We start from the raw sequence: 22,662 nt of genomic DNA on the forward strand, positions 1-22,662 counted from the left end.
TCGTCGTGGCGCTGGTGTTCGGCGGCCTGCTGGCCGCGGTCGACCGGGTCGCCGTCGGCATCGCCGAGGACCGCACCGCGGACGGGATGCGGGACCGCGGCGCCCGCCCCACCGGGTTCGTCCCCGGGCGGGGGTCAGTCGCGTCCGAGGAGCTCCCGCATCCGGTCGATCTCCGCGGACTGCGAGGCGACGATGTCCTCGGCCATCCGCCGGGCCGGGCCGTGGGATCCGTCGGCCAGTTCCTCCTCGGCCATGGCGACGGCGCCCTCGTGGTGTTCGATCATCATCCGCAGGAACGCCTCGTCGAACGCGGCGCCGGAGGCCGCGCGCAGCTCCTCCATGTCCTCGGCGGACATCATCCCGCCGGACCCGTGCGCCGAGTGGTGCGTGGCGTCCTCGCCCGGCACCTCCTCGCCCCACGCCTCCAGCCAGCCGGTCAGGGTGGTGATCTCCGGGCCCTGCGCCTTCTGGATCTGCGCGGCGAGGTCCTTCACCTCCGCCGACCCGGCCCGGCCGGGCGCCAGGTCGGCCATCTCCACGGCCTGGCGGTGGTGGGGGATCATCCCCGTGGTGAAGGCCCGGTCGGCGGCGTTCGGCGCGCCGGGGGAGGCGGGCGCCGAGGTGGGCGACGGGGCGGGTGCCGAGGCGGGGGAGTGGCCGTCGTGGCCGGCGGAGCCCTGGTCGGCGCCGCAGGCCGCGAGGACCAGGGCGGCGGCCCCGGCGGTGACCAGGGCGGTGGTGCGGCGGGTCAGTGAACGGTTGTCGAGCATGGCTGTGCGACTCCTCCTGCGGAGAGTTCCGGTGCTGTGTGCGAAGCGGGTACGGCAGCGGCACGGCACGCCGACGCAACCCCCGGGGGGTATGCGTGCGCGGGTGCCGTGCGGGCCGCTCTAGATGCGCAGGAGTTGCAGTTCCGCCAGGTCGGGCGGGGCGCGGGCGGGTGTGGCCGACGCGGGAGCGGGGGTGACGGCCGGGGAGGCCGCCACGGCGGCGGGGCCGGCGTCCGCGAGCGGGGGCGGCGCGTACGCGGACCCCACGCCGGCCGCGGCGCACAGGTCGTCCGCGTGGGCCAGGTGTCCGTGCCCGCCGCCGGTGTCCGGGCACGCGTGGGCCCCGGCGGTCGCCGCGGGCGCGTGCGCGGTGCGGGCCCCGTGCGGCGGGGTCACCGCGCCGCCGGGAGCCAGGCCGTGCATCCCCAGGAGCCCGGCGAGGACGGCCGGCACGAGCAGCGCGAACAGCCACCCCGTGGGGCGGCGCCGCGGTCCCCCAGGCCTGCCGATCACGGCGCCATCGTACGCGTCGCCCCTCCGGCTCCACGGCGGGGCTGGTGGGCCGGGCGGTCGCCCGGGTGGTGGTCGGTCGGCCGTGGGGTGCGGTCGCGGGGGGCCCGGGCCCGTGGGGCGGGCCGGGCGGTGGCGGGGTGCGGCTCAGCTTCCGTGGTGGAGGGCGGCCAGGAGGGTGTCGGCGGGGTCGCGGGGGGTGGCGGCGGCGACGGCGGAGGCGGCGGCGCGGGCCTCCGCGCCCAGGCACCAGTGGAGCCACCGCTCGAGCGCGTCCTCGGACACGTGCTCGCCCGGCACCACCGCCGGCCACCCCCACACCCGCCCCTGCGCCGAGACCTTCGCGCCCCCGGCCACGGGGTCCACCGCGAGCACCGGCACCCCGGCCCGCAGACCCAGCACCAGCCCGTGCAGCCGCGTCGTGACCACCACGTCGAGCCGCCGCAGCAGCGACTCCAGCTGCCCGGGCGTCGCCGCGAGCCGCCAGTCCCGGGTGTCCAGCCGCGTCTCCAGCTCCACCCGCGCGCAGTCCGTGCCGCCCAGCCAGTCGGTCACCGTCGCGCCCACCGCCTCGTGCAGCCGCCGCCCGCCGTACTCCTGCTGCCCGTGGGTGAGCACCACCCCCACGACCGGCACCGGGGAGGCGGCCGGTGCCCGTGCCGCCAGGTCGGGGGCGGCGACCCCGCCGGAGTCCCGCGCCAGCACCCGGTGGAAGCCGCGCACCGCCGCCGAGGACGGATCGATCACCGAAACCCCGACCGCCACCCGCACGCACCCGGCGAACCGCCGGTGGAGCTGCTCGATCTGCCACCCGTGGAGCGGGCCGCAGACGAAGACCAGGTGGGAGTAGGCAGCCGGGTCCGCCGACCCCGGCGAGAGCTCCCCGGGCCGGAAGCCGGGGCTCCAGGCCACGTCGTACGGCAGGCCCGCCCCGTCGAGGACCTGACGGACCCGTTCCAGGGCCAGCACGTCCCCGGCGGTGGCCTCCCCGTGCAGGAAGCCGAACCACCCGGTCACCAGGATCCGCCGCACCGCCCCGCCGTCCGCCGACGGGGCGGTGCACGCGCTGTCGTCGCTCGTGTCCACAGTGCGATCCGGGTCCCCGTTCCGCACCGCCTCACGCGCACACGCCCCGGTGAATTGATGCGCAAAAGACCGTTTCACTGCTTTTGTCCGGGTCTACCCGTTGGGCGAGCCGAGTGTGGAAGGAGGGTGATGAAATGATCACCCGAGACCAGATCCCCGCCGTCCTCGACCATCCGGTGTACGACGGCACGGGCGCGAAGATCGGCGAGGCCAAGCACGTCTTCCTCGACGACGCGACCGGCCGCCCGGAGTGGGTGAGCGTCAAGACCGGCCTCTTCGGCGGCAGCGAGACGTTCGTCCCGATCCGCGACGCCACGCTGGTGGAGGACCACCTCGAGGTGCCGTACACCAAGGACAAGGTCAAGGACGCCCCCGACGTCGTGGTCGACAGCGGCGGTCACCTCTCCCGCGAGGAGGAGCACCGCCTGTACGACTACTACGGCGTCGACTGGAACGAGTCCTGGCAGCAGTCCACGGGCCAGGGCGAGGGCAAGGGCCAGGCCTCCACGTCCGGCCGGACCGGCATGGACGCGGGCACGGCCGGGGCGGCCGGGGGTGTGGCCGGAGGCATCGCCGGCAAGGCGTCCGCACGGGGCCGCAAGGCCGGGGACGCCGACGAGGGCCGGGCCTACGCGGGCGGCACCGGCGCGGAGGGCCGCACCGCGGGGATGGAGGGCCGGGGCAAGGCCTCCGAGGCCCGCGCGCGTTCCGGCGCCGGCGACGTCGGCCAGGAGACGGCCGAGAACGCCATGACGCGTTCCGAGGAGCGCATGCACGTCCGGGTCGAACGTCAGGAGAGCGGCCGGGCCAGGCTGCACAAGTACGTCGACACCGAAGAGGTGCAGCAGAGCGTTCCGCTGCGGTACGAGGAGGTCCGCGTCGTCCGCGAGCCGATCACCGAGGCCAACCGTTCCTCGGCGCTCTCCGGACAGCCGCTGAAGGAGGCCGAGTACGAGGTGACGCTCCACGCCGAGCAGCCCGTGGTCGAGACCGAGGTGGTCCCGGTCGAGCGGGTGCGGCTCACCACGGAGGAGCGCGTCCAGAACAAGACCGTCACCGGCCGGGTCCGCAAGGAGCGGATCGAGACGGAGGGCTTCGACGCCCCCGGCATGGAGTCCTCGTCCGGCGTGGACGCCGGCGACTTCGGCGAGAGCGGTGGACGCGGCCGGCACCGGAAGGGAAGGTGACCGTCCTTCCGCACGTGGATGGGGGGCGCTGCGGTTCGCTCGTGGTCGTCCGCAACGCCCCCCCGTCTTCGGCCCCTTGGGGTCAAGGTCAGCCTAGGAGGATGCCCACCCGGCGCACATGAGGGACTGCCCTGCGGGGGCGGACCGAGGGTTTTCCCTCTCGGCCCGCCCCCGTCCCGTGGCGGAGGACCGGCCCCGGCGGCGGGTGAGCCTCCGGGGGCGAGGTCACCGTCCGGCGGCGGCGTCGGCCTCCGACCGCGACGTCGGCCTCCGGCAGTGACGTCGGCCTCGGGAGGTGACGTCAGCCTCCGGCGGCCAGGCGGACGATGTCGACGCGGGAGCGGATCCCCAGCTTGCGGTACACGCGGGTCAGGGTCGCCTCGACCGTCTTCACGCTGACGAAGAGCCGCCCCGCGATCTCCCGGTTGGTGGCCCCCTCCATCACCAGTCCGGCGACCTGCCGTTCCATCGCCGCGAGCCCCTGCAGGACCGCCGCCCCGCCCCCGGCGGCCGGAACGGCGGGAGCCGCGGGCGCGGCCGGCGGGACCGGAGCCGCCTGCGCGGCCGACTCGGCCCGCCGCAGCCAGGGCAGGGCCCGGCACCGCCGGAACAGCCGCAGCGCCTCCTCCCGCGGCTCCGCCCCGCTCGCTCCGCGCAGGGTCCGCACCTCGGCCAGCGCCAGCAGCGTGCGCCCCTCGGACAGCCGCCGCCCCAGCCGGGCGAACCGCTCCCGGGACCGGGCCAGCAGCCGCTCCGCCCCGGCGTGGTCGCCCTCGGCCGCCAGCACCAGCGCCTCGGCCCGGTCCAGCACCCCCAGCACGCCCTCCCGGCCCAGCCGCTCCGCGCGCACCCGGGTCTCCGCCACGAGACGCCGCGCCTCCGCGGTCTCCCCGGTGCGCACCAGGGCCTCCGCGAGGTCGCCGTGCCAGCGCCCGTCGGCCGGGTCGTCGATGCCCACCCGCCGCTCGAGCACCCGTACCCGGCTCAGCGCCTCCACCGCCCCGGCGTGGTCGCCCGTGGTCAGCCGGACGTGACCCAGCGCGGAGAGGGCGTGCGCGAGGAAGAGGTGGTCGCCGTCGCGCTCCGCCGCCCGCACCGCCTCCCGGGCCAGCTCCTCGGCCGGCACCGGGTCGCCGCCGGACGCCTCCGCGCGGGCGGCCAGCGCTCCGGCGGCGGCCTCGCCGATCCCGGTGTCCCGGGCCAGCCGCAGCGACTCCCGCGCCAGGTCGACGGCGCGTCCGCAGTGCCCGGAGCGCAACTCGGTCTCCGCCAGCAGCCGCAGGTACTGCACCTCCGCCTCGACCATGCCGCGCCGCCGCGCGCCCCGCAGCAGGGCGGTGACGGTGGTCCGCGCCTCGTCCAGGCGGTCGCCCATCACCATCCAGCGGCAGTGCACCGCGCCCGCGCCGTTGTGGTCGCAGGCCACCGCCTCGTCCTGCGGAGCCTCCTGCAGCGCCCGCGCGATGGTGGCGGGGGCGTCCGGATGGCCGCGCAGCACCTCCATGTGGGCCTGGAAGGCCAGCGAGAGCAGCTCGGTGCGGCGGTCCCCGCCCGCGGCGGCGAGCCGGGCGGCGCGTGCCGCCTCCTGGTGGGCGCGGCGGCTGTCGCCCTCGACCAGCAGTGCCTGCCAGGCCAGCCGGTGGTGGACCAGGCCGAGCAGACGCGGATCGTCGCCCGCGTCCGCCAGCGCCTGCGGGAAGACGGCGTCCACCTCGGTCATCGCCTGCCCGGCCGCGTCGATCACCACCGTCCACGCCCGGACCCGTTCGGCCGCCCCGGTGGCGCGGCCCAGCACGTCGTGGGCGATGTCGCGGGCCAGGTCGGCCTCGCCCGCCGTCAGAGCGTCCTCGGCGGCGCGCAGCCGGTGGGCGTCGGGGGAGTCGGCGCCGGGGGAGTGCGGGGCGGGCTCCGGGGTGTGGCGCGCGGCCAGCAGGCCCAGCGAGGCCGCCACCGAGGGCGCGCCCCGGTCACGGGCGAGTCCGGCCGCCTCGGAGAGCCGGGCGGCGACCTCCGGATCGGCTCCGGCGGTGGCGAGCGCGAGGTGCCGGGCGCGTTCGATCGGGTCGAGGGCCGCGCGGGAGAGCGCCGCGTGCACCGCCCGCCGCTCGGGGCCGTCGGCCGCGGCGTAGAGCGCGGACGGCACCAGAGGGTGGGTGAACCGGACCGTCTGGTTCTCCGGGTCGGCGACCAGCACCCCGAGCGCGCAGGCCCGGGCGACGTCCTCCTCGGCATCGGCACGGCCCGCCGCGCGCAGCAGCTCCAGGGTGGGGCGGGCGCCGGCGGCGGCCACCAGCAGGGTGCGCCGGGTCCCGGCGGGCAGCCGGTCCAGCCGCCCGAGGAGCAGGGCCCGCAGCGAGGTCGGCACCGGCAGCGGCTCCCCCGGCCGGGGCGGCGTCGGGCTCTCCGCGAGGGCGCGGCCCAGTTCCAGCGCGAACATCGGGTTGCCGTCGCTGGCCGCCCCGATGGCGCGCACGGTGGAACGGGGCAGCCCCGTCAGGCCGCGGCGGGCGAGCAGGGCGGAGATGTGCGCGCGGTCCAGCGGGGCAACCCGCAGCGCCTCCGAGTCGTGGGGCAGCCCGCGCAGGTAGACGTTGACGTCCGGCCCGTCGGGCGTCCCGGTGCGCAACGCGCACAGCATCCGCACCCGGGTGCCGTTGCTCCGGCGGGCGGCGAAGCCCAGGAGTTCGGTGCTGGCGCGGTCCAGCCACTGCAGGTCGTCCGCGACCACCAGGACCGGCCCGTCGGCGGCCAGCGCGCGGAAGGCGGCCAGCACGGCCAGCCGCAGGGCCAGCCCGTGTTGCCCGTCCGGCTGCAGCGCCGTCCCGCCGTGCCCGGTGAGCGCGGCCTCCAGCGCGGTGCGCTGGGTGGGCGGCAGCCGGTCGGCGACCCGGTCGAGATGGGGGCCGAGGAGATCGGCGATGGCCAGGAACGGGAGATGGGATTCCGACTCCGTCGCCGAACAGCGCAGCACCGTCCGTGACTTTCCGGCGTATTCGGCCACCAGTGCCCGCAGGACCGTCGATTTCCCGATTCCGGCCGGTCCGTGGAGCAGGACGCCCCCGCCCTGGCCGAGTTTGCGCCGGGCGTCGGCGAGCAGATCCTCCCGGCCGACGACCTGCTCGTTCGTCCGGCCGGAGCGGTGGTCGGCTGGGTCCTGGACGTCGTGGGGCACGGTCACCGCTCCTCTCGCATGTCGTGTCCTGGCCAATAGTAGGCAAGGGGCACCGGCTTATCGGGCGGAACGCGACCGGCCCTTCTCCCACGCCTTCCGACGGCCGAAGTGTCATTCGGGGAAGGGAAAAGGAAAAGGCGGATCCGGGCCGCTTTCGACCACGGCGGCGATCCTGGAAGACCACGTCAACTGCCGTGGAAAAAGCCGGTGTCGAGAGTGTCGCGGGAAGAGCGGTGTCGGGACCGGCGGCTAGTCTCACCGCCGTGGAGAGACCGAAGCGGCAGGCGGGACGGGCCGAGGCGCACCGGGCGGCACTGGACCGCCTGCTGTGGCTGATCGCCGACGCGCCGTGGAGCGACGCACTGGTGCTGCGGGGCAGCGCCACCCTGCCCGCCTGGCTGGGGGAGGCCGCCCGGGAACCCGCCGACCTGGACTGGGTGGTCCTGGAGGACCAGGGCCAGGTGGACCGGCTGGACCCCTTCCCGTACGTCGACGAACTGGACGTGGTCCAGCAGTGGCCGGAAGCCGCCGACGGCGCCGCCCGCTACGAGATGTGGCGGGACGAGGAGTTCGGCACGTTCGGGCGGCGCCCCCTGGTCGCGCCGGAAGGGCTGCGCTGGGTGGCCGAGTGGGACCCGGGCCCGGTGGACCCCGAAGCCCCGCCGTACCACGACCTGTTGGACCGGATACGGCAGGAGCCCTCGGTGGGCGGCGGCGTGGTCCTCGACGCCGACGGGGCCCGGCAGGACCGGAGTTGGGCCTACGCCTACGTCGGCCGGCCGGGCGTCCGCCTGCTGGTGCCCTGGCACGCCGACGGACTGCCGTCCGGCACGGTGCAGTTGGACTTCTCGCGGGACGAGGTGATGCCCGATTCCCCGGTGTGGACGCCGGTCCCGCGCGGCGGCGGCCGGAGCCCCGTCCCGGTGCGCACCGCGAGCCCCGGGCTCTCCCTGGCGTGGAAGCTCAAGTGGATGCGGCTGGACCACGCCGAGCGGGGATTCGTGCGCGGCAAGGACGTGTACGACTCGATGCTGCTGGCCGAGCGGGGCGCCGTCGACGGCGTGCTGATCCGCAAGGTCGTGCCGGAGCCGCTGTCCGCCGAGGCCGTGGCCGCGTGGCCCGTCGAGCCGGGGACGCCGCCGGGGTGGATGTCGCGCCTGGCCGCGGCGCTCTTCCCGTGAGCCGACCGCCCCGGTCCCGCTCCCGTTCCCGCCCTCGCTCCCGGTCCCGCTCCCGTTCCCGCTCCCGCCCTCGGCCCCGCTCCCGGTACGCGGATCGCCTCGGCACGCCGCGGGTGCCGCCGCCGTGGGCGGGTGGCGGGTCAGCCCTCGGCCATCGCGTCCGCGGCGTCGTTCACGGCCTGCGGGGTGCCCGTGCGGTCCAGCACGAAGAGCGGCGTGACCAGCCGCTCGGCCAGCTCCATGGCCGCCGGGTCGTAGCCGGCCAGCGAGAAGTGGACGCCCAGCGCCGACTCGCTCATCGCGGTCAGCCACAGACACTCCACCTCCCGGGTGGAGGAGACCCGAGGCCCCGGGTCGACATGGGCGATCAGCCCGGGCGCCGCCAGGCCGACGCCGGACGGCGGCCGCCGGTCGGACCGGCGCACGTCCTGGTGGCCCAGCCACCGCAGGTAGAGCGCCGCCGCGGTGACCGCGTCCAGCGGCGTGCGGATGGTCACCGGCTGGAAGGCGGGTCGGCCCGCCGAAGGGGCTCCCGTGGCGCCCGGGGTGAGCACCGGGAGCCGGAGGACGACCCCGCAGGGGCAGCCGAGTTCCGGCCACGGCCACTGGGTGCGCAGCGAGCAGGTCGGGCAGGGCACCGTCACCCAGCTCTCGTGCCACACGCGCCGGGTCAGCTGGGTGGGTTCGGCCGAGACGTCCAGCGCAGGGGCCACCGGCGTGCCGCAGACGCAGGGGAACGCCGGTACCCGGTAGACGTGCTCCCGCCGGCAGGCCGGGCAACGCACCGGAACCTTTTCGGACATGGCCACTCCAGGGCGTGTTGCGGTCGGACATCCCATGGTGCTCCTGCGGGCGGTCCGCTGTCCGTCCCTTGACGGGCTTTCGGCGATGTTTCGACGATTCCGTACCGCAGGAGTCGGGTTCCGGGCCCTGGAAGTCGGCCGTGCCCTCCTCGGGTGGCGGCCGCCGCGGGCATCCCCGCCGCACCCGGCGTGCGCGCCGGAGCCTCCCCCGAAGCCCCCGGCGCGTTCCCCCGTGTTCCCTCCGGCTCCCCCGTGGCCGGGAACAGGGTCCGCCGCCCCCGTGCCGGCGGACCCCGTGCGGACCACCATGCGCCTCGGCGGCAAGGCGGTTGAAGGGCCCGGCGCGTTCTCTGAGCTTCATTTGAGGTTGGGGTGATCCTCCAGCCCGGGCCACTCCCCGGGCCCCCCGCCCTGCCAGTCGACGCCCTCGCCGGACTCCACGTCGCCCACGTCGAGGTCGGCCAGCCGGAGGATCTCGCGGACGTCGTCCAGGTGGGAGGCGAGGCCCAGCGTCTCGTCGCCGAGGGTGACCCGGCGGGAGCCGTCGAGCCCCGGCGGGTGCACCACGATGTCGGGTCGGTTCATGCTCCCAGGCTGCGGCGGGGCGGACCCGTCCGCACCCCGGGGCGGGCGGGACGAGTACCCGGGGAGCACCCCTGGCCGGGCGGGACGAGTACCCGGGGAGCACCCGGGGGCGCGGCGTACCCCGTGCCCCCCTGCCGCCGCGCCGGGGGCGGTCCCCAACCCTGCCGCTTCGGCTCTTCGGTTGCCGTGAGCGAGGCGGCCAGGGAGGGGGATGGACCGTGTCCGAGCACCTGTCCGACGAGGAACTGGCCCGGTTCCTGCGGGAGAGCGCCGACGGGACCGCGGGCGAGGCGCCCAAGGAGCCCTCCGCGAGGGCCCGGATGGTCACCGCGCGCCTGAGGGAGCAGGAGGCGCGCGGCGAACCGGCCGGACGCGGTCGGCCGGACGCGGTCGGTCAGACGCGGTCGTACGCCCCGCACTCGTCGTCCTCGCCGACCGGGCCGGTGCGGTCGTACGGGTCGACCGTCGGGCCCCCGACGGGCCCGCGTCCCGTGAGCTCCGGGGCGAACTCCGGGTGGGCCCGGCCGTCGGTGACCTCGCAGCCGGAGTTGCTCCACTCGCTGCGACCGCGTCCGGCCGACAGCCCCCGCCCGCCGATCCGCCCGCCGGTGGCCGTCCGTTAGAGTCGCCGCCGGGCCGCGCGGCGGAGGCGGCCCGGTGCTCAGGTGCGCTGGGGGCAGGAATGCGTTTGCGGGTGGAGTTCACGACCGAGCCCTTCGACCTCGACGAGGTGCCCGGGCACGCCGTCGCGGCCCGGGAGGCCGTGGAGACGGCGGACGGGCTGGACTCCGTCGACGTCGGCCCCTTCGGCACCACCGCCGAGGGCCGATCCCCGGCCGTGCTGACGGCGGTCGACGCCGTGCTGCGCCGGTCGCTGGAGGCGGGGGCCACGCGGGTGACGTTCCAGGTCAGCGTGGTGGACGACGACGGGCGGGACGCCGGGTGAGCGCCGCGGAGGGCGCCGCCGAGGGCGGGCGCGAGGAGTTCGTCGCCGCGGTGCGGCCGCTGGCCGACGCCATGGGCGCCGTGCTGCTTCCCCCGGGGGAGGCCGGGGCGGACGACGTGGTGCTGCGCTGGGGCGGCGCCGACGCCGTCGCCGTGCGGCTGCCGCAGCTCGCCGACTCGCTGGACCACGTCCTGGCCGCCATGGAACGCACCGCGGGCAGGCCCCTCGCCGAGCTCGACCGCAGGGCCAAGCAGGAGGCCGTCCGCACCCTGGAGGCCCGTGGCGCCTTCGCCGTCCGGCACGGCGTCGAGACGGTGGCGAGCGCCCTCGGCGTCAGCCGGTTCACCGTCTACAACTACCTCAACCGGGCGCAGGCGGAGCTGGCCTCGGAGCGCGCCGGCGGCAGGCGGAGCGACGGGGGGACGGGCCCGGACCAGGCCGGCTGAGCGGAGCGGCCGCCGCCCTTCCGCCGTCCGCCGGAGGCCGGCCGGTCAGTCGAAGACCGAAGGGTCGGCCGAGGGCGTGCGGCCGGCGAGGACGTCCTCGAGCCGCTGTGCGCCCTGCCGCACCGCCGACCGGGTGGTGCTCTCCTCGACACCGTCCAGGCCGCCCTGGGTGATCGTGATGGCGTTCGCGCCGATCCGGACCACCGCCACCCCCAGGGTGAGGGTGGCCGGTTCCCCGCCGTCGTCGCCCCGCACCGTCACCGTCAGTCCCTGGCGGGCGTCGCCCTCGTCGGGCAGTGCCGTCTCCACCACCTCGACGGTCCGTTCTCCGCCGCCGTCGCCGGTCAGGGTGAAGCTGTCGCAGCTCTGCGGGAGCGACCGCAGCCACCGCATCGACGCGTCGAGGTCGGTGTTCCGGTAGGCGGCGACCTGGTAGAGCAGCCGCGAGTCGTCCTGCTCGAAGCCGGTCAGCGCCGACGCGCCCGAGGGACGGCCCAGCAGCGTCTCGTCGAAGAGCGCGTCGACCAGACGCCGGCACTCCGGGACGTCCGACTTCCCGGTGAGGAACCGGGCGGCGTCGACCTTGCCGAGGAGCATGCGGTCGCGCCACGCCCGCGCGGTCGCCGGCTCGACCCGGTTCCAGGCGTCCTCGATGTCCGCCTCGGTGATCAGCGCCCGGCGCGCGCCCTCCTCGGTCAGGGCGGGGGACGGCGACGGGGACGCGGGCGTGGTGGTCGCCGCGACCGCCGGACGCTCGCCCGGCCCGGCAGCGGTGCGGGACTCGGTGCCCGCCCCGCCGGAACAGGCCGCGGAGGCGCACAGGGCCCCGGCCGCGAGGGAGACCGCGAGGAGGCGGGTCGTGCGCACGGCCGGGCCCTCGGCGGCCGGCCGTCGGGAGACCCGGGCCGGCGGGGGCGTGCGGCTCTCGGCCGGCATGGACGGACGGGGTGTGCTCACCAGTGCCTCCTGGTCCTGGGACGGAACGACGACGGCCCGGCGCCCGTGGGCCGCGGCCGGCTCTCTCTGTTCTCCGTGGTCCGGCCGCGCCACCGGCCGGCCGCCACGACCGGCGCGGCGGCGCCGGGCGGGTGACGGAGGGCGCGCGGCCCCGGCGTCAGGGCGCGGACGCCTGGGCGATGTCGGTGTGGAGATGAGCCATCAGCTCGCTCATCCCGGTGACCTCCGGGGAGTCCGGCGCCGCGTCCCGGGCGACGCCCCGGAGCCAGTCGGTCGTGGCCAGGGCGAGCCGTGCCGCGTCCTGGGGGCGACGCTCCCCGAGCAACTCCTCGACGCGCTGGGCGATGTCGGGCAGGGTCTCCTCGTCGGTGCCGGGCGGCAGGACGCCCCGCAACTCCTCCGGCAACGGCGACCGGCCCCGCCGGGCGCGCACCGCGTCGACCACGGCGGTGTTCTCGCCGAAGTGGTCGAGGTTCTCGGCGAGTACGAGGAGCCGTGCCGTCAGCCGGGGAAGCCCGGGATGACCGTCCAGCCACTCCAACAGCCGTCGGTCCCCGCCCACGCGGTCGTTCACCTGGCTCAACCGTTCCTCGGCACGCGGGGACAGGGACCAGCGCAGCGGCAGGAGGGCGGCCACCTCCTCCGCCAGCCTCGCCTCGTCCTCCGGCCCCAGCGTCCCGGCGGTGAATCCCCCGACCTTGTCCTCGTCCAGCCCGAACGCGTCGGGGCCGGTATCACCGTGGGCCGTCCGCGCACCGCTCCGCCGGCGGTCCCGCAGTCTCCCGGTCAGCCTGCTCAACGGCTTGTCGTGCATCGGTCCTCCCACCGGCCCGCGACATGGGTTCTCGGCGTGGCGGACCCGGGCCGGGTCCCCGTGCGAGGCATGCCGCCGCACGTGGCCGCCGCCGACGCAGCCCCACCATGCCCTCCCGCGCGGAGCAGCGCACGCCGGGTGCGGCAGGCGGGTGAGCGCGGCGGGCGGCCCTGCCGGTCAGGTCCCGGGCCCGCCGGCAGGCTCGTCGCCCCGCAGCGCCCGCCGGAGCGCCTCCAGCCGCCGGTGGAGGTCCGGCCCGTGCCCGGCGAGGACCACGGGCGGCCGGTCGGGGAGCGCCGACCGGACACCGGGCGACCCGGGCAGCCCTCGGCGGGCGGCGAGCGCCGCCCGCTCCAGGTAGGCGCCGACCCGCGCGCCGTCGGCCGGGCTCGGCGGTCGGGGCCCGCCGCCCAGGAGGCGGGGAACGAGCAGGCGGCGCACCGCCAGCACGGTCGGCCACAGCCGGTCCGCCGTGCCGGTCGGGCGGAGCTCCTCGGCGGGCACCGAGGCGTGCACGGTCCACAGGTCGTCCATGCGCCGCCAGGCGACGCCCTCCACCCCGGGGTCGGCGGCCCCCGTGCGCAGCCGCGAGCCCACGGCGGCCCCGGCCGCGGCGACGGCGCGGGAGACGGCCTCGCACACCCGCCGCACCGGCACCCGGGGCAGCAGGACGGCCGCGGTCAGGCCCACGGCGAGTCCCAGAGCGAGGTCGAGCATGCGGTAGAGGGCGAGCTCCGCCACGCTCGTCCCCGCCGGCAGGACGGCCGCCACCAGCAGCAGCGCCACCGGGGTGTTGAGCAGCATCCGGGTGAACATGGCGCCGGCGGGCACGGCCCGGGCCGCCGCGTGGACCACGGTGGCGGTCACCACGGTCGCCCGGACGCCGGGTTCGAAGAAGTGGCACACGACGGCGGTGAGCGCGGCCCCGGCCACCGTGCCGGTCAGGCGGCCCCACGAACGCCGGACGGGCTGCTGAGCGGCGCCCTGCAGGGCGGCGGCCGCTCCCAGCGCCACCCAGGCCGGATGCAGGAGCGGCAGCAGGGCGCCCAGGGCCGTTCCCGCCGCGACGGCGAGCCCCACGCGCAGCGCCAGGAACGGCGCGGGTGAGGCGGGGGACAGCACGTCGCCCAGCTCGGCGCGCACCCGGTCCCCCGTCGGCAGGGGTCTCGGCCAGAGACCGCGCGCCGCGCGCAGCAGGTCGGGCGGCAGTGCCGTGCCGCGGCCCGGAAGCGGCGGCGCGGCCCCCGCCGCTTCCGCGTCCACCACGGAGGGCCACCGCCGCGGCACCCGTCCGCCGGCGACCGCGGCCGCCGCCTCGCGCAGCGCCGGGGCCCAGTCGGCCGGTACCCGCCCGTCCTCACGCTCCGCCGCGTCCGTCACCGCGTCGAGCACCGTCTCCAGCCGGAGCATGAGGGCGTACAGCTCCAGCAGGCGCGGCGGGAGCGCGCCGCCGCGCAGACCGCGGGAGTCCTGCACGGCCGACCAGCCGCCGTGGACCGCCTGGTACGCCTCGCGCGGCGCGGCCGCCGGCCCCTCACCCCGGTCCGCCACGGCCGCCGCCTGCGCGTAGGCCGCCACGGAGCGCAGTGCGGCGGCCACGGCGCCGTCCTCCGGCCCGTGCGGGCGCGGGATCCAGCCCGACATGATGGTCAGCCAGGAGACGGCCGCTCCGAACAGCAGGAAGCCCATCCGGACCGCCGTGTCGGCGATGCCCACCGGCGGCAGAAAGGCCGTCAGCGCGGCCACCAGCACCACGAAGTAGCTGCCCGGCCCGCTCAGGTGCAGCGCACCGACGAGCAGCGTGGCGCCGGCCGCGAACAGGGAGAGGACCCCCACCATCGCCCACACCTGCCCGGCGGCGAGGGAACCCGCCAGGAAGGCGACGGCGAACCCGGCGGACAGGACGACGAGCAGGGGACCGCGCCGGGGATAGGGATCGCGGGCGCCGTAGGCGTCGACGTAGCAGCCCATGGCGGCGAAGACGCCGTTGTGGATCCCCGCTCCCGCCGTCACCAGTCCGACCGAGAGGCCGAAGGCCACCAGGGCCCTGACCCCGCGGGCCCGGTCGAGCCGGGACAGGGCCCGGCGCCACCGGTCCGCCGGACGGGTGACGGCCGCGATCACCACACGGCCGCGGCTAGCCCCGCGCCCGCGAAGGACAGCCCGAGGCCGGCCGCGACCGTCACCAGGAGGTATCCGGCGGCCCCCGCCACCCGCCTGCCGTCCGCCATGGACATCACCTCGTTGGAGAACGTCGACCAGGTGGACAGCGCACCGCAGAAGCCCGTCGCCAGCAGCGCCTGGCCGGTCGGACCGAGCGCGTCCTCGCCGCCCGCCTCGACCAGAAACCCGAGGAGCAGGCAGGCGGCCATGTTGGCGAGGAACGTTCCCCAGTGGAAGGCACCGCCGGGACGCCTGCCCGCGACGGCCGCGATCAGGTAACGGGCGACCGCGCCGACGGCTCCGCCCAGCAGCACGAGCGGCAGATGGTTCATCGGCGGTCGCTCCCCGGTCCGGCGGCCCGGCCCTGACGGGGGGCCAGTACGGCACGGGTCAGCGCCGCGCCCAGCGCGACGCCCGCCAGGGCCGCCGCCACCGTCAGCACGATGTAGCACAGGGCGTAGCCCGGCTGACCGTTCTCGAACAGGCGCCGTGCGTCGTCCGTGTAGGAGGAGAACGTGGTGAAGCCTCCGAGGACGCCGGTGCCCAGCATCGGGTTCAGCAGCCGGGGCGCGTGCGTGAACCGTTCCTTCAACGCCACCGTCAGAACGCCCATCAGGAAGCATCCGACGACGTTGACCAGCAGGGTCGTCCACGGGAAGGCTGCCGCGCCGGTCCGCCAGACCAGCCGGGCGTCGCTGCCGTTCTGCCACACGGTGGACGCGCCGAGACGCAGTGCGGCGCCCACCGCGCCGCCGACCGCCACGACCGCGATCACCGGCCATTGCGGGCCGTTCGTGTGATCCGGGTGCGCGTGGCGGGAAAATCCGCCGAAATGCCACATATGGTCACCCTAGGCGGTCGGCGCCAAGTCAGCCGCCGACAGCGACCGCGCGGGGGCACAACAGCCCGATCGGCGCAGCGGTACCAGTTCCCGGAGGACCGACGTGACGACGCGCACCGAGCCCGCAGGCGGCACCGCAGGGGAGTCCGGCGACCTCAGGGGCACGGCCCTGGGCGCCCTGCGCGGCGTGGGGCAGGTGGACTTCCAGGCGAGCGTGTGGACCTCCGCGGTGATCCTGGCCGCCCTCTGGGTGGAGAGCTGGGAGATGGGGCTCTTCGCCTGCATCGGAGCGGTGGCCTCGACGCTCACCGCCCGGCTCCTGGCGGTGCGCCGGGACAGCGTCGAGCAAGGGCTGATGACCTACTGCGGGGTGCTCGGCGCCATCGCCATGGTCGTGTACCTCGGCCACCACCTCTCGACGTACGTCATGGCGGTGTGCGCCGCCGTCATGTGCACCCTGGTCACCGCCACCCTCAACCACCTCCTGGTCCCGGTCGGGCTGAAGGCCTTCACCGGACCGTTCTGCCTGGTGTCCCTGGTCATGGTCCTCGGCGCGCCCTCGTTCGAACGCGTCTGGCACGGAACCCCCGCCACGGCGGTCACCCCGGCCACGCCGACCTCCCCGGTCGTCAGCTGGTCCGACCTGTGGCAGGGCTTCTTCACGAACATCGGCCAGATCTTCTTCGCCGGCACCTGGTACGTCGGCCTGATCATGCTGGCGGGCCTGTTCCTGGCCGGGTGGAAGGTGGGCCTGTTCACCGTGGTGGGCAGCGCCACCGGGCTCCTCACCGCGTGGGCGCTCGGCGCGCCCGCCGCGCTGATCGGCGAGGGCATCTACGGCTACAACGCCGTGCTGACCGCGCTGGCCTTCGGTGTCGTGCTGCTGCGCCCCTCGCCCTGGAACTACGCCTACGCCGTTCTGGCCGCGGCCGCCAGCACCGGCCTGACGGCCTCCCTCTCCGTGCTCTTCACGGTGTTCGGCAGCCACACCTTCACCTGGCCGTTCAACATCACCACCTGGGCGCTGCTGGCGGCCGTGCCGCTCCTGCCGCGCATCACCCGGCTGGAGGACGGGTGAGCGACCACGACCGACCCGGCACCCGGCCGAGCGTGCCACCGCAAACCGAGGAAGGCGACATCCGATGAACCTGGCACCCCGTGAGATCGACAAGCTGCTCGTGTACGTCGTGGCGGACCTGGCCCGCAAGCGCCACGGCCGGGGCCTGAAGCTCAACTACAGCGAGACGGTGGCCCTCGTCACGGAGGCCATTCTCGAGGGCGCCCGCGACGGGAAGAGCGTCGCCGACTGCATGGAACTCGGCCGGCAGGTGATCACCGAGGACGACACCATGCCGGGCGTCCGCGAGATGCTGCCGCTGCTCCAGGTCGAGGCGACCTTCGACGACGGCAACAAACTGGTCTCCTGCCACGACCCGGTCGGAGGCTGACGGCGTGCCGCAGGACAGAGTGGTCGCCGTCGGCGGACACGAGAGCGACGACGGGCGGGCCCTGCGCGCGCTGCTGGACGCCCGGGTGCCCGTGGTCGCGCGGGGGCGCGCGTTGTACCGCAGCGTCGCCGCGCTGCGTGAACGGGGCGAGCGGGTGTGCGTCGTGCCCATGACCCTGGGCCGCGATCCCGGACTGACCGCGGACGCCGCACGGACCCTCCGCGCGCTGTCGGAGGACGAACGCGAGGGCCTCGTCCTGGCCGAGCCCTTCGGCACCGCGGACCATCTCGTCGGCTGGCTGCGCGCGGCCGCCACGAAGGTCCCGGCGGAGGAGGCCCTGCTGGTCACGGCTCCCTCCGGTGACCCGTTCGCCGACGCGGACCTCTACCGGATCGCCCGCCTCGTCCGCCAGTACGGACGCCACCGCACGGTGGAGGTCGCGCTCGTGGGGGGCGACCCGGATCCGGCCGGGGGAGTCCGCCGCTGCCGCCTGCTCGGCGCGGAGCACGTCACCCTGCTCCCGGCGGCATGGGTCACGCCGCCGGTTCCGGACCCCTCGTGCTGCGCGGCGGCCGGACCGCTGCTCACCGCGTCCGCCGTCGCCGGAGTGCTCGAGGCGCGGGCGCGCCAGGCGTGGGAGCGCCGGGAGCGGCACGGGGACGACGGCCTGAGCCGCGGGCTCACGGCCGACCACGCCCACGGCTACGCCCACAGCCACGGCGACGGCGACGGCCACGCCCATGACCACGGCCACGGCCACGGTCACGGCCAGGGCGGCGGTCGCCCACGGACCCACGGATACGGCCACGGCGACGGTGCGGGCCACGAACTCGGCCGCTCCCACGCCCATGACCATGACTACGACCACGCCCACGGTCACAGCCATGGCGGCGGTCACGCACAGGCCCGCGGACACGGCCACGCCCACGGTGAGGGCCACGGCGACGGTCACCGCCACGGCGACGACCGTGCGCACGGCGACGACCCTGCGCACGGCGGTGACCATGGGCGCGGCCGCCCGCCCGGCGGGAGCCGTGAGCGCGCCACGGGGCACTCCGGCGCCCCGGAGCCGCGGGATCCCGTTCGCCCGGCCGCCCGCGGCCGGGAACCCGACGAGGCGACGGCGGCCCCCCGCGCCCTCGGCGCCCCGCACACCACCGTTCCCGCGCACGACGGCGCCGCCGCACCGGACGCGGATCCGCACGCCCCCCTCCTCACCAGGAGCATTCGATGACACTTCCCCCGCGGTACCAGTACGGAGACGGCGACATCGAGATCAACGCCGGCCGGCGGACCGTCAAGGTGACGGTCCGCAACACCGGCGACCGGGCCGTCCAGGTCGGCTCCCACTACCACTTCTTCGAGGCCAACTCGGCCCTCGACTTCGACCGCAACGCGACCCTGGGGATGCACCTCAACATCCCGGCCGGCCTCTCCGTCCGCTTCGAGCCGGGCGGCACGCACGAGGTCGAACTGTGCGCGTACGCCGGCACCGGCCGCCTCACCGGCTTCAGCGGCCTGCTCAACGGCAGCGTCAAGTCCCACCCGGCCCGGGTCGAGGCGGTCGCCCGTGCCCTCCAGCGCGGATTCCACGGCGCCGGACCGGAGGACGGCGCCGCGCAGGACGACTCCGACGGCAAGAAGTCCAAGAAGAGGGGATCCCACTGACATGCCGGTCATCACCCGCAAGCAGTACGCCGACATGTTCGGGCCCACCGTCGGCGACCGCATCCGCCTCGCCGACACCAACCTCGTGATCGAGGTGGAGAAGGACTTCCGCGCGGGCGCCTACGGCGACGAGGTGGTCTACGGCGGCGGCAAGACCATGCGCGACGGCATGGCCTCCGACCCGCAGGCCACCGCCGCCCAGGGCGCCCTGGACCTGGTGATCACCAACGTGGTCGTCCTCGACGCGGTGCTCGGCGTGGTCAAGTGCGACATCGGCGTCAAGGACGGGTTCATCGCCGGCATCGGCAAGGCCGGCAACCCGCAGACGCAGAACGCCGTCGACCCGCGCCTCGTCATCGGCGCCTGCACCGAGGTCATCGCGGGCGAGCACCTGATCGCGACCGCCGGGGCGATGGACTCGCACGTCCACCTCATCACCCCGCAACAGTGCGAACAGGCCCTCAGCAACGGCATCACCACCCTGTTCGGCGGCGGCACCGGCCCCACCGACGGCTCCAACGGCACCACCTGCACCCCCGGGCCGTTCAACCTCGCCCGGATCCTCCAGGCCGCCGAGGACCTCCCGGTCAACCTCGGCGTGATGGGCAAGGGCAACGCCAGCCTGCCCGGAGTGCTGGACGAGCAGATCGAGGCCGGCGCGGCCGCGCTCAAGGTCCACGAGGACTGGGGCTCCACCCCCGCGGTCATCGACACCGCGCTGTCCGTGGCCGACCGGCACGACGTCCAGGTCGCCATCCACACCGACACCCTCAACGAGGGCGGCTTCTTCGAGGACACCCGCGCCGCGATCGACGGCCGCACCATCCACACCTTCCACAGCGAGGGCGCGGGCGGCGGCCACGCCCCCGACATCCTCCGGGTGACCGGTGAGGCCAACGTCCTCCCGTCCTCCACCAACCCCACGCTGCCGTACACCAAGAACTCGGTCGACGAGCTGCTGGACATGGTGATGGTCTGCCACCACCTGAGCCACGGCATCCCCGAGGACGTCGCCTTCGCCGACAGCCGCGTACGGGCCGAGACGATCGCCGCCGAGACGGTGCTGCACGACCGCGGCATCATCAGCATGATCTCCTCCGACTCGCAGGCCATGGGACGCATCGGCGAGTCGGTCACCCGGGCGTTCCAGATCGCGCACGTGTGCAAGGAGGCGTTCGGCCCGCTGCCCGAGGACTCCGACCGCAACGACAACCAGCGCGTCCTGCGCTACCTCGCCAAGGTCACCGTCAACCCCGCCGTGGCCAGCGGCGTCGCCGACTACGTCGGCACCCTGGAGGCGGGCAAGCTGGCCGACATCGTGCTGTGGCCGATGCACTCCTTCGGCGCCAAGCCGAAGATGGTGATCAAGGGCGGCGTCGTCTCCTGGGCGCAGATGGGCGACCCCAACGCCTCGCTGCCCACCCCGCAACCGGTCTACTACCGGCCCTCGTTCGGCCACTACGGGCGAGCCATGCAGGCCACGCACGTGACGTTCATGTCGCAGGCGGGCATCGCCGCCGGAGTGCCGGAGAAGCTGGGCCTGGAACGCACGGTGCTGCCGGTGCGCAAGACCCGCACGATCGGCAAGCACAACATGGTCCGCAACGACGTGGTGCCGGACATCACCGTCGACCCGGAGACGTACCAGGTCACGGTGGACGGCGAGGTGGTCACGATCGAGCCGGCCCAGAAGCTGCCGCTCAACCAGCTCTACTTCCTGGCCTGACGCGTGTACCAGGAGGAGACGGCCGCCGGCGGGCCGGCGGCGCGGGCGGAGGACGCCCAGGCGACGGAGCTGGACCGTCTCCTGGTCAGCCTCCAGCTGACCGACTCGGCGTTCCCCAGCGGCTTCTACACCCTGTCGCACGGACTGGAGGGCTTCGCGCAGGAGCGAGCGGTGGACCCCCGCTCGCTCCCCGTCCTGCTCCACGACCTCCTCCGGCACGGTGTGGGACCCGCGGACGCCACCGCGCTCGCCCTCGCCCACCGGGCGGCGACCGCACGGGACTGGGAAGCGGTCGCCGCCGTCGACGCCCGGCTGTACGCCACCAAGCTCAACCGCGAGACGCGCCAGGCGGCCACCCGCACCGGCCGACAACTGCTCGACCTGGCGGCCGAGGTGTTCGGGGCGGACGGCATCGTCCGCTACCACCGGGCGGCGACGGAGCGCCGGGTCCCCGGCACCCAGGCCGTGGCCGCCGGCGTGGTCCACGCGGCGAACGGGGTCCCGGCCGGCCAGGCCGTCGCCTCCGACCTGTTCGCGTTCTGCGCGAGCTTCGCCGGCGCCGCGCTCAGGCTGCGGCTGACGGACCACCGGCGGGCCCAGACCCTGCTGAGGGAGGCCGCGCCCGTCGTCGTCGAGACCACGAGGGCGGCACTCGCCCGCGAACTCGAGGACCTCGGGGCCACCACCTTCGCGGTGGACGTCATGTCCGCCCGCCACGAACGGGCCGAGGCCCGCCTGTTCGCCACCTGACCGGCCGCCGTGCGCGGCGGCCGCACCGGAGAGGAAACACCATGCGAGACAACGTCCTGCGCGTCGGGATCGGCGGCCCGGTCGGCTCCGGCAAGACGGCCCTGATCGAGGCCCTGGTGCCCGTCCTGATCGAGCGGGGCAGGCGACCGGCCGTCATCACCAACGACATCTACACCCAGGAGGACGCCCAGCACGTCCGCCGGACGCTGGAGGGGGTCCTCGACGGCGACCGCGTCGTGGGCGTCGAGACCGGGGCGTGCCCCCACACCGCCGTCCGTGACGACCCCACGATGAACCTGGCCGCCGGCGCCGAGATGCTGGAGCGCCACCCCGACGTCGACGTCCTCCTCTACGAGAGCGGCGGCGACAACCTCACCCTCACCTTCAGCCCGGCCCTGGTCGACCTCTTCGTCTTCGTGCTGGACACCGCCGAGGGGGAGAAGATGCCGCGCAAGCGAGGCCCCGGCATCACCGACTCCGACCTGCTGGTGATCAACAAGGTGGACATCGCCCCCTACGTGCGGACGGACCTCGGTGTCATGGAGGCCGATGCGCACCGGGTGCGCGGCGAGGGACCGGTGGTGCTCACCGACTGTCTGACGGGCAAGGGCGTCGACGAGGTGGCCGCCTTCCTCGAGGCCCGGCACAAGGTCCTGACCTGAGATGACGGCGACCCACGACCGGCTCGCGCCGGAACACTACGAGCCGGTCCGGCTCCCGCCCGAGACGGCGGCCTTCTCCTCGGAGCCCCGGACCCTGCGACCGGGCTCGCCGGCCAAGGTGGGCATCCTGGACCTCGGGTACGCGCGGCGCGGGGACCGGACCGAGCTGGTGGCGCGGTACCAGAAGTCGCCGTTGCAGATCATGCGCCCGCTCCACGTCGACCCGGCGTTGCCCGGCATGGCGTTCACCTACGTGATGGCCACCGGCGGAGGCATCGCCCAGGCCGACCGCTACCGCCAGGACCTGCGGTGCGGCCCGGGCACCCAGGCCCTGTTCACGACGCAGGCGGCCACCAAGGTCTACCGGATGGAGGACGACTACGCGACCCAGCGCGTCCACCTCACGGCGGAGGAGGGAGCCTACGTCGAGTACCTCCCCGACCCGGTCATCCCGTTCCGCGGCTCGCGCTTCCACCAGGGGGTGGAGCTGACGGTGAGCGAGGGGGCGACGGTGATCTACGCGGAGACGTTCACCGCCGGCCGCCTCGCGCGCGGCGAGCGGCACGCCTACACCGTCCTCACCAACGACCTGGAGATCCGGCGGCCCGACGGCGCCCTGCTGGCCGTCGACACCCTGCGGCTGCGGCCGGACCAGCCGGGCGGGGTGACCGGACCGGGCGTCTTCGCCGGGCACGACCACGTCGCCTCGCTCTACGTGATCAGCTCCGCCCGCCCCGCCGCGGAGATCGCCGACGTCCTGCACGGGTCGATGGAGTCCCGCGACGTCCTCCACGGGGCGAGCGTGCTGCCGGACGACTGCGGCGCCTGGGTGCGCGTGCTCGGACAGGAGCAGCCCCGGGTCGCCGAGGCGGTCCGCGCCGGATGGGACGCCGTCAGGCGGCTGCTCATCGGACACCCGGCTCCCGACCTGCGTAAACCGTGACGGC

General features: G+C 75.6%; 24 protein-coding genes. 13 read left to right on the forward strand and 11 right to left on the reverse strand.

The window, feature by feature from the left end; all coding sequences use genetic code 11:
• Positions 1 to 134 precede the first annotated feature (134 nt).
• From ABZ836_RS28225 to ABZ836_RS28235, 3 genes are all read right to left on the reverse strand, one after another.
• Positions 135 to 770: a DUF305 domain-containing protein gene (locus ABZ836_RS28225; RefSeq protein WP_361146797.1), complete on the reverse strand. Its 636-nt coding sequence runs from the start codon at positions 768 to 770 to the stop codon at positions 135 to 137.
• A 120-nt stretch (positions 771 to 890) separates the two neighbouring features.
• Positions 891 to 1,280 (reverse strand): DUF6153 family protein, encoded by a 390-nt coding sequence (locus ABZ836_RS28230; protein ID WP_361146879.1) that lies wholly within the window; start codon positions 1,278 to 1,280, stop codon positions 891 to 893.
• 147 nt (positions 1,281 to 1,427) lie between these two features.
• Complete coding sequence (locus ABZ836_RS28235) at positions 1,428 to 2,297, reverse strand: polysaccharide pyruvyl transferase family protein (protein ID WP_361146882.1); 870 nt, start codon at positions 2,295 to 2,297, stop codon at positions 1,428 to 1,430.
• Between the two features lie 203 nt (positions 2,298 to 2,500).
• Here ABZ836_RS28235 and ABZ836_RS28240 point away from each other — a divergent pair, with 203 nt between their 5' ends.
• Positions 2,501 to 3,553, forward strand: coding sequence for a PRC and DUF2382 domain-containing protein (locus ABZ836_RS28240; RefSeq protein WP_356134967.1), 1,053 nt, complete (start codon positions 2,501 to 2,503; stop codon positions 3,551 to 3,553).
• Between the two features lie 301 nt (positions 3,554 to 3,854).
• Here ABZ836_RS28240 and ABZ836_RS28245 read toward each other — a convergent pair whose 3' ends face one another.
• A complete protein-coding gene (locus ABZ836_RS28245) occupies positions 3,855 to 6,725 on the reverse strand; it encodes an AAA family ATPase (RefSeq protein WP_356134965.1) in 2,871 nt (956 codons plus the stop codon).
• Positions 6,726 to 6,988: 263 nt separating this feature from the next.
• Here ABZ836_RS28245 and ABZ836_RS28250 point away from each other — a divergent pair, with 263 nt between their 5' ends.
• Positions 6,989 to 7,906: a nucleotidyl transferase AbiEii/AbiGii toxin family protein gene (locus ABZ836_RS28250; RefSeq protein ID WP_356134963.1), complete on the forward strand. Its 918-nt coding sequence runs from the start codon at positions 6,989 to 6,991 to the stop codon at positions 7,904 to 7,906.
• A gap of 140 nt (positions 7,907 to 8,046) precedes the next feature.
• Here ABZ836_RS28250 and ABZ836_RS28255 read toward each other — a convergent pair whose 3' ends face one another.
• Together ABZ836_RS28255 and ABZ836_RS28260 are read right to left on the reverse strand one after the other, a co-directional pair.
• Complete coding sequence (locus tag ABZ836_RS28255; protein WP_361146802.1) at positions 8,047 to 8,709, reverse strand: hypothetical protein; 663 nt, start codon at positions 8,707 to 8,709, stop codon at positions 8,047 to 8,049.
• A 357-nt stretch (positions 8,710 to 9,066) separates the two neighbouring features.
• Positions 9,067 to 9,294, reverse strand: a complete 228-nt coding sequence (locus ABZ836_RS28260) for a hypothetical protein (protein ID WP_356134959.1) — start codon at positions 9,292 to 9,294, stop codon at positions 9,067 to 9,069.
• A gap of 218 nt (positions 9,295 to 9,512) precedes the next feature.
• Here ABZ836_RS28260 and ABZ836_RS28265 point away from each other — a divergent pair, with 218 nt between their 5' ends.
• The 3 genes from ABZ836_RS28265 (at position 9,513) to ABZ836_RS28275 (ending at position 10,686) form a co-directional block, all read left to right on the forward strand.
• Positions 9,513 to 9,917, forward strand: a complete 405-nt coding sequence (locus ABZ836_RS28265; protein ID WP_356135132.1) for a hypothetical protein — start codon at positions 9,513 to 9,515, stop codon at positions 9,915 to 9,917.
• Positions 9,918 to 9,976: 59 nt separating this feature from the next.
• Positions 9,977 to 10,240: a hypothetical protein gene (locus ABZ836_RS28270; protein ID WP_356134957.1), complete on the forward strand. Its 264-nt coding sequence runs from the start codon at positions 9,977 to 9,979 to the stop codon at positions 10,238 to 10,240.
• Positions 10,241 to 10,311: 71 nt separating this feature from the next.
• Complete coding sequence (locus ABZ836_RS28275; RefSeq protein WP_356135113.1) at positions 10,312 to 10,686, forward strand: helix-turn-helix domain-containing protein; 375 nt, start codon at positions 10,312 to 10,314, stop codon at positions 10,684 to 10,686.
• A 45-nt stretch (positions 10,687 to 10,731) separates the two neighbouring features.
• Here ABZ836_RS28275 and ABZ836_RS28280 read toward each other — a convergent pair whose 3' ends face one another.
• The 5 genes from ABZ836_RS28280 to ABZ836_RS28300 all read right to left on the reverse strand — a co-directional run bounded on the left by ABZ836_RS28280 (position 10,732) and on the right by ABZ836_RS28300 (position 15,461).
• On the reverse strand, positions 10,732 to 11,643 hold the full coding sequence (locus ABZ836_RS28280) for a hypothetical protein (protein WP_361146806.1): 912 nt from the start codon (positions 11,641 to 11,643) through the stop codon (positions 10,732 to 10,734).
• Positions 11,644 to 11,800: 157 nt separating this feature from the next.
• The gene (locus tag ABZ836_RS28285) at positions 11,801 to 12,457 is read right to left on the reverse strand and encodes a hypothetical protein (protein ID WP_361146809.1); all 657 of its coding nucleotides are present in this window, start codon (positions 12,455 to 12,457) and stop codon (positions 11,801 to 11,803) included.
• 177 nt (positions 12,458 to 12,634) lie between these two features.
• A complete protein-coding gene (locus ABZ836_RS28290) occupies positions 12,635 to 14,584 on the reverse strand; it encodes an FUSC family protein (protein ID WP_361146812.1) in 1,950 nt (649 codons plus the stop codon).
• On the reverse strand, positions 14,578 to 14,952 hold the full coding sequence (locus ABZ836_RS28295) for a CrcB family protein (RefSeq protein WP_356134949.1): 375 nt from the start codon (positions 14,950 to 14,952) through the stop codon (positions 14,578 to 14,580). The genes ABZ836_RS28290 and ABZ836_RS28295 overlap by 7 nt, the downstream gene beginning before the upstream one ends.
• Positions 14,949 to 15,461 (reverse strand): CrcB family protein, encoded by a 513-nt coding sequence (locus ABZ836_RS28300; protein WP_356134947.1) that lies wholly within the window; start codon positions 15,459 to 15,461, stop codon positions 14,949 to 14,951. The genes ABZ836_RS28295 and ABZ836_RS28300 overlap by 4 nt, the downstream gene beginning before the upstream one ends.
• Positions 15,462 to 15,564: 103 nt before the next feature.
• On the opposite strand from ABZ836_RS28300, the gene ABZ836_RS28305 reads away from it, so the two are divergent.
• The 8 genes from ABZ836_RS28305 (at position 15,565) to ABZ836_RS28340 (ending at position 22,658) form a co-directional block, all read left to right on the forward strand.
• On the forward strand, positions 15,565 to 16,539 hold the full coding sequence (locus tag ABZ836_RS28305) for an urea transporter (RefSeq protein ID WP_356134945.1): 975 nt from the start codon (positions 15,565 to 15,567) through the stop codon (positions 16,537 to 16,539).
• A 64-nt stretch (positions 16,540 to 16,603) separates the two neighbouring features.
• Positions 16,604 to 16,909 (forward strand): urease subunit gamma, encoded by a 306-nt coding sequence (locus ABZ836_RS28310; protein ID WP_356134943.1) that lies wholly within the window; start codon positions 16,604 to 16,606, stop codon positions 16,907 to 16,909.
• 4 nt (positions 16,910 to 16,913) lie between these two features.
• Positions 16,914 to 18,143: a cobalamin biosynthesis protein CbiX gene (locus ABZ836_RS28315; protein ID WP_361146817.1), complete on the forward strand. Its 1,230-nt coding sequence runs from the start codon at positions 16,914 to 16,916 to the stop codon at positions 18,141 to 18,143.
• Positions 18,140 to 18,577, forward strand: a complete 438-nt coding sequence (locus ABZ836_RS28320; protein ID WP_356134939.1) for an urease subunit beta — start codon at positions 18,140 to 18,142, stop codon at positions 18,575 to 18,577. The genes ABZ836_RS28315 and ABZ836_RS28320 overlap by 4 nt, the downstream gene beginning before the upstream one ends.
• 1 nt (position 18,578) lies before the next feature.
• Positions 18,579 to 20,303 carry an urease subunit alpha gene (gene ureC, locus ABZ836_RS28325; RefSeq protein WP_356134937.1) on the forward strand — a complete coding sequence of 575 codons (1,725 nt, stop codon included), beginning with the start codon at positions 18,579 to 18,581 and terminating at the stop codon, positions 20,301 to 20,303.
• A gap of 69 nt (positions 20,304 to 20,372) precedes the next feature.
• Positions 20,373 to 21,053 (forward strand): urease accessory UreF family protein, encoded by a 681-nt coding sequence (locus tag ABZ836_RS28330; protein WP_361146885.1) that lies wholly within the window; start codon positions 20,373 to 20,375, stop codon positions 21,051 to 21,053.
• Positions 21,054 to 21,094: 41 nt separating this feature from the next.
• Positions 21,095 to 21,715, forward strand: coding sequence for an urease accessory protein UreG (ureG, locus tag ABZ836_RS28335; protein ID WP_356134935.1), 621 nt, complete (start codon positions 21,095 to 21,097; stop codon positions 21,713 to 21,715).
• Position 21,716: 1 nt separating this feature from the next.
• Complete coding sequence (locus tag ABZ836_RS28340) at positions 21,717 to 22,658, forward strand: urease accessory protein UreD (RefSeq protein WP_356134933.1); 942 nt, start codon at positions 21,717 to 21,719, stop codon at positions 22,656 to 22,658.
• Positions 22,659 to 22,662: the final 4 nt, after the last annotated feature.

It is taken from the genome of Streptomyces sp. NPDC047130, assembly GCF_040643475.1.
Classification (GTDB): domain Bacteria; phylum Actinomycetota; class Actinomycetes; order Streptomycetales; family Streptomycetaceae; genus Streptomyces.